The organism is Frankia tisae, from assembly GCF_025403405.1.
In the GTDB taxonomy this organism is placed as follows: domain Bacteria; phylum Actinomycetota; class Actinomycetes; order Frankiales; family Frankiaceae; genus Frankia; species Frankia tisai.
In genome coordinates this window covers 1-5,049 of the sequence record NZ_JANEZT010000433.1, presented here as the reverse complement: position 1 = coordinate 5,049, position 5,049 = coordinate 1, and the positions used below count along the sequence as shown (strand labels likewise).

At 70.6% G+C, this 5,049-nt stretch carries 4 protein-coding genes; 1 reads left to right on the top strand and 3 read right to left on the bottom strand.

Features of this window, described 5'->3' with window-relative positions:
• Window positions 1-2,170, bottom strand: a 2,170-nt coding sequence (locus tag NBZ85_RS27430; protein ID WP_261562897.1) for a branched-chain amino acid ABC transporter permease, incomplete at its 3' end; no start/stop codon positions are given.
• A 345-nt stretch (window positions 2,171-2,515) separates the two neighbouring features.
• Window positions 2,516-3,133, bottom strand: coding sequence for a TetR/AcrR family transcriptional regulator (locus NBZ85_RS27425; protein WP_261559949.1), 618 nt, complete (start codon window positions 3,131-3,133; stop codon window positions 2,516-2,518).
• Between the two features lie 95 nt (window positions 3,134-3,228).
• On the opposite strand from NBZ85_RS27425, the gene NBZ85_RS27420 reads away from it, so the two are divergent.
• A complete protein-coding gene (locus tag NBZ85_RS27420; protein WP_261562895.1) occupies window positions 3,229-4,359 on the top strand; it encodes an RNA-guided endonuclease InsQ/TnpB family protein in 1,131 nt (376 codons plus the stop codon).
• 118 nt (window positions 4,360-4,477) lie between these two features.
• On the opposite strand, the gene NBZ85_RS27415 is transcribed toward NBZ85_RS27420, so the two are convergent.
• A partial coding sequence (locus tag NBZ85_RS27415; RefSeq protein ID WP_261559951.1) for an AMP-binding enzyme occupies window positions 4,478-5,049 on the bottom strand: 572 nt, incomplete at its 5' end.

Sequence of the window (5,049 nt, the reverse complement as noted above, 5' to 3'; positions counted from 1 at the left end):
GGGTGGGAGGTCGGAATCTTCGGCGCAGGGCCAGCAGGTCGGTGCGGGCCTTCCCGGCGACACCCTCGGGGTTCAGCACGGCGGTGACGACCAGGCCGAGGCCGCCGAGCAGCAGCACGAACTCGTCGGGCAGCCCGAACACCCGGTTCAGGATCGTGAAGCCGAGCCCGCCGCCGACGAGTAGGCCGCCGGTGACCGCGCCGCTGACGCTCGCGATCCCGCCGAGGTAGGCGAACGCGAAAAACATCAGCGACTTGTCGTAGAGGAACTTGTCGGGGGTGACGTTGCCAGTGCGGTAGGCGATGACCGCGCCGCCGACCCCGGCGATGAACGCCGAGACCCCGAACGCCAGCACCTTGACGGCGGCCACGTTGACTCCCGCGGCGGCGGCGGCCCGCTCGTTCGAGCGGATGGCCAGCATCTGGCGCCCGGTCAGCGACCGGCGCAGGTTGGCGACGAGGTAGCCGAGTGCGACCACGACGACCAGGCAGAACACCAGGGTCAGTGGGTTGGGTTGGGTGCCGTCCCCGATCGTGACGCCGAGGACGTGGTGGGTGTCGGTGTCCTGGGAGCGGATGAGCGCCGGTGTCGTCACGGTCGCGCCGTCGAAACCGCCGTTGATCCAGGAGTTGGCGAACACGACCTTGTCGACGGCGACGGCGAAGGCGAGCGTGGCGATCGCGAGGTGCACCCCGCGCACCCGCAGCGCGGGCAGCGCCACGAGCACGCCGGCGACGACCGCGACTGCGGCGCCGGCGAGGATCGGCAGCGGGAACGGCCAGCCGTGGTGCGTCGACAGGCTCGCGACGGTGTAGGCCGACAGGCCGGCGAAGCTGGTCTGGGCCAGCGAGATCTGCCCGATGAAGCCGGTGAGGACGACGATGGACAGGCAGATGACGATGCCGGTCAGCGTGTTCGTCAGCCCGTCGCGCATCGCCGGCGACAGGAAGAACACCCCGGGGATCAGCGCGACGACGGCCAGCCCCGGCCCGCCGTAGCGCAGCGACCAGGGCCGCGCCGTCGGCGAGAACGGCAGCCGGCCGGGCCCCAGCACCCCGCGGGTCGGCAGCGACTGCCCGCGCAGGGCCAGCACCGCGACGATGACGACGAGCGGCACGAGCAGGTCGACCCCGGGCACGGGCAGCCCGCCGGCCTTCGGGAACCAGCTTTCGTTCGCGCCGAGGAAGGTCACCAGCGAGACCTGCATGCCGAGGCCGAAGGCGGCCAGCGTCGTCCACCCGAAGGAGGTGAAGCCGCCGACCAGCGCTGCGGTGACGGCCGGGACGATCAGCGCCGGCATCGTGTTCGGGTCGACGGAGGAGTTCACCGAGGCGACGAAGATGCCGAGCAGCCCGGTGACGACGGTGGACAGCACCCAGGTCGCCGCGGCGAGCCGGTCGGCGGAGAACCCGAGGACCGTGGCGCCCTTCTCGTTCTCGGCGGCGGCCCGCACGGCGAGGCCGAAGCGGCTGCGCTGGAACAGCGCCCACAGCGCCACGGCGAGCACGAGCACCAGGCAGACGACGAACAGCTGCTCCTGGGTGATCTTGAACAGGCCGAGGTCGACCTGCGTCTTGTCGACGAACGGCAGCGGCCCGACGACCTGGGTCGTCGTGGAGAACCGCCGGACGACGACGGCCTGCAGGAACAGCAGCACGCCGACCGAGGCGACCACCTTGGCCAGGACGGGGGCGTGCCGCAGCGGCCGGAACACCGCGACGTGCAGCACCAGGCCGAACAGCGCGCAGAACACCAGGGCGAGCACGAGGGCCGGCCAGAACCCCATCGCGCCGCCGAAGGACACCGAGGTGGGCCAGTGCGGCACCGTGAAGGAGTCGTTACCCGCCCGGTGCACGATGCCCTCGATGGGCGCGAGCGGGTTGGGCAGCGGGGGGAGGAAGAGGTCGCCGCGGGCCCGCAGGTCGGCGTAGACGTAGGCGGCGTACATCGCCACGGCCGCCCCCGCCAGGTTGACCACCCCGGACCCGCGGTAGGTGACGACCACGCCGAGGGCGATCGCCGCGACCAGCGCCCCCAGGGCGAACCCGCCGCCGGAGAAGAAGTTGGCCCGGTAGTCCCCCTTGGCGAGGATCACCGCGAGGATGGCCACCACCACGAGGGCGGGAACGCCCGTGCGTAATCGTGCGGAGGGAGTTCGGGGTCGCTTCATGTGTCCAAGCTCCTGTTCCCGGCGGGCTGGCAGGCCCCGGTCACCGGTGGCGGTGCGCCGCGGCGGTGCGCGGGCGGGCCGGTGGACTCCGCCGGCCCCGCGTGCGGGCCCGCAGGCGCGTCGACGGCCATCCGTGACCGCCGGAACCGACCGCCTCCCGGGACGCCGATCGCGTTCCCGGAGAGGCCGCCGACCACTGCGGCCTGCGAGGTAGGAGCAAGGTATTCGGGCCGCAGATTTCTGTCAACCCGTGAGTAGAAATTAATCTGCGTCACACGGACGCGGACTCGGGTAGCGGCGCTGACGCAGGCGCAGGCGCAGGCGCGCGGACGGGCCCCGCCCGGCTCAGCGCAGGACGAGGGCCACGCAGGTGTCGGCGAACGCCTCCGGCGAGTCGCGCCGGGTGTCGAACCACTTGTACGACCAGCTCGTCATGCCGATGATCGCGTTGGCCACGAGCCTGGGGTCACCCGGTCCGATCACCCCGGCTGCCATCGCGGCCTCGACGGCGAGGATGAACTGGCGTAGGTAGAGGTGCTCCTTGCGGCCGACGTCGGCGAGGTCGGCGTGCTCCAGGCCGGCCCGCTGGTCGAAGAACACGGCGAACAGGGCTGGATCGCGCGTGACGAGCAGCGCCTGGTGGCGGATGAGCGCAGCGAGCCGGTCGCGCGGGTCGGCGAGGTGGGCCAGCGTCTCGACCTCGGTCAGGGCGACCGTGATGGCGCGTTCGAAGACCAGGCGGAGCAGGTCGCTCTTGCGCTTGACGTAGTAGTAGAGGCTGGCCTTGCGCAGGCCCATCGCGGCGGCCACGTCGTCGAGCGAGCCGGCCTCGTACCCGTGGGCCTGGAAGACATCCGCCGCCACCCGCACGATGTTCTCCAGCCGATCGCGGTACTCCTGGCTGGGCTCGAGGTTGCGGGGGCGGCCACGCTTGCGCGGCGAGTCGGACTGAGTCGTGTTCATCGGGATTGCGGCGTGGAGACCCCGCCGTTCACGGCAGGGAGGAAACGCCGCCTCATCTTATTCATCGGTCGATATCCCTTCTGTAGAATGGAGAAATGTCCCGCTACCGGCTTTATCCGCCCGTCGAACAGGCGGCTGCGATGGAAGGCCATTGCGGGCACGCACGGTACGTGTGGAACCTCGCCGTAGAACAGCAGTCCTGGTGGAATCCGCGTTGCGGCCCGGCACCGAGCTACCACGAGCAGTCCCGCCAGTTGACCGAGGCGCGCCGGGAGAATCCGTGGCTGGCCGCGGGTTCGCAGACTGTTCAGCAGCAGGCGTTGCGGGATTTCGCCACGGCCATGGCGAGCTTTTTTCGGGGTTCGCATCGCCGGCCGTCGTGGCGCAAACGTGGCCGGTCGGCGGGTTTCCGGATCGTCGCGGTGAAACCCACCGATGTGCGTGTTCTGAACCTTCGCTGGTCGGCGGGCCACCGGCAGGTGGCGTTCGCGGCCGTGCCCGACCCGATCCCAGGCACTGGCACTGGCACTGGCACTGGCACGATTGTCGGGGTGGATCGGGGCGTGGCCGTGTCGGCCGCGCTGTCGACGGGCGCGTTGCTGCACTGTCCCGGGTTGCGACCAGGGGAACAGGCTCGGCTGCTCCGCCTGCAACGCCGGCTCGCCCGAGCGAAACGCGGATCGAACCGGCGGACCCGCTTGAAAGCGCAGATCGGCCGAGTGAAGGCCCGGGAGGTCGACCGGCGCAAGGACTGGGTCGAGAAGACCAGCACCAGCCTTGCCCGCCGCTACGACCTGATCCGCGTCGAGGATCTGCGGATCGGGCACATGACCCGCTCGGCGCGGGGCACCCTCGCCGAACCGGGGCGGAACATGCGGCAGAAAGCCGGGCTGAACCGGAGCATTCTCTCCCACGGCTGGGGACTGCTCGTCGCCCGGTTGGAACAGAAGGCCCCCGGCCGGGTCGAGAAGATCAACCCCGCGTGGACGTCGCAGACCTGCAACACCTGCGGAACCCGGGATCGCCAGGCGCGCGAGAGCCAAGCCGTCTTCGGTTGCCGGGCCTGCGGGCAGCAGGCGAACGCCGATGTGAACGCGGCACGCAACATCGCCCTGGGGCATCAGTGGGCAACCACGTGGGTGACTGCGCGGGGAGGCGACGCCAACAGGCGGCCTGCGAACCGCGAACCTCAACACTGCACACCTCCTCTCCCGGTGGATGGGTAGATGTTGGAATCCTCCGCGTTCACGCGGAGGAGGATGTCAAGCGTTCCTCCGCAGGGCTCCGCACGCCCGAGACGATATCGACCATCCGACCAGCAGGTAGATTGCCCGTCGGCGAGGTCTAGCTTACGGACCGCTCGCGTCCGGACCAGTAAGGGTTACGCAGCTCACGCTTGAGTACCTTCCCCGCGGCGTTGCGGGGCAGCGCCTCGACCAGGTCGATCGAAGTCGGGCACTTGTAGCCGGCCAGCCGGGCACGGGCGAAGGACACGACGTCGGCGGTCGTCGGGGTCCGGCCCGCCTCGGCGACGACGACGGCCTTGACCGTCTCGCCCCAGCGCTCGCTCGGCACCCCGATCACCGCGACGTCGGCGATGTCGGGATGGGACATCAGAACGTTCTCGACCTCGGCCGGGTAGACGTTCTCCGCCCCGGTTATGATCATGTCCTTGACCCGGTCGTGGATGAACAGGTAGCCGTCGTGGTCGAGATAGCCGGCGTCCCCGGTGCGCAGCCAGCCGTCCTCGAGCAGCGCCGCGGTCTCGCGGGGGTTGTGCCAGTAGCCGGGGGTGTTCTGCGGCGAGAAAATCCAGATCTCGCCGACCTCCCCGGGCTCGGCGTCGGCCCCGGTGTGCGGCGGGACGATGCGCACCCGGGCACCGGGCACCGCTCGCCCCGCCGAGCGTAACCGCC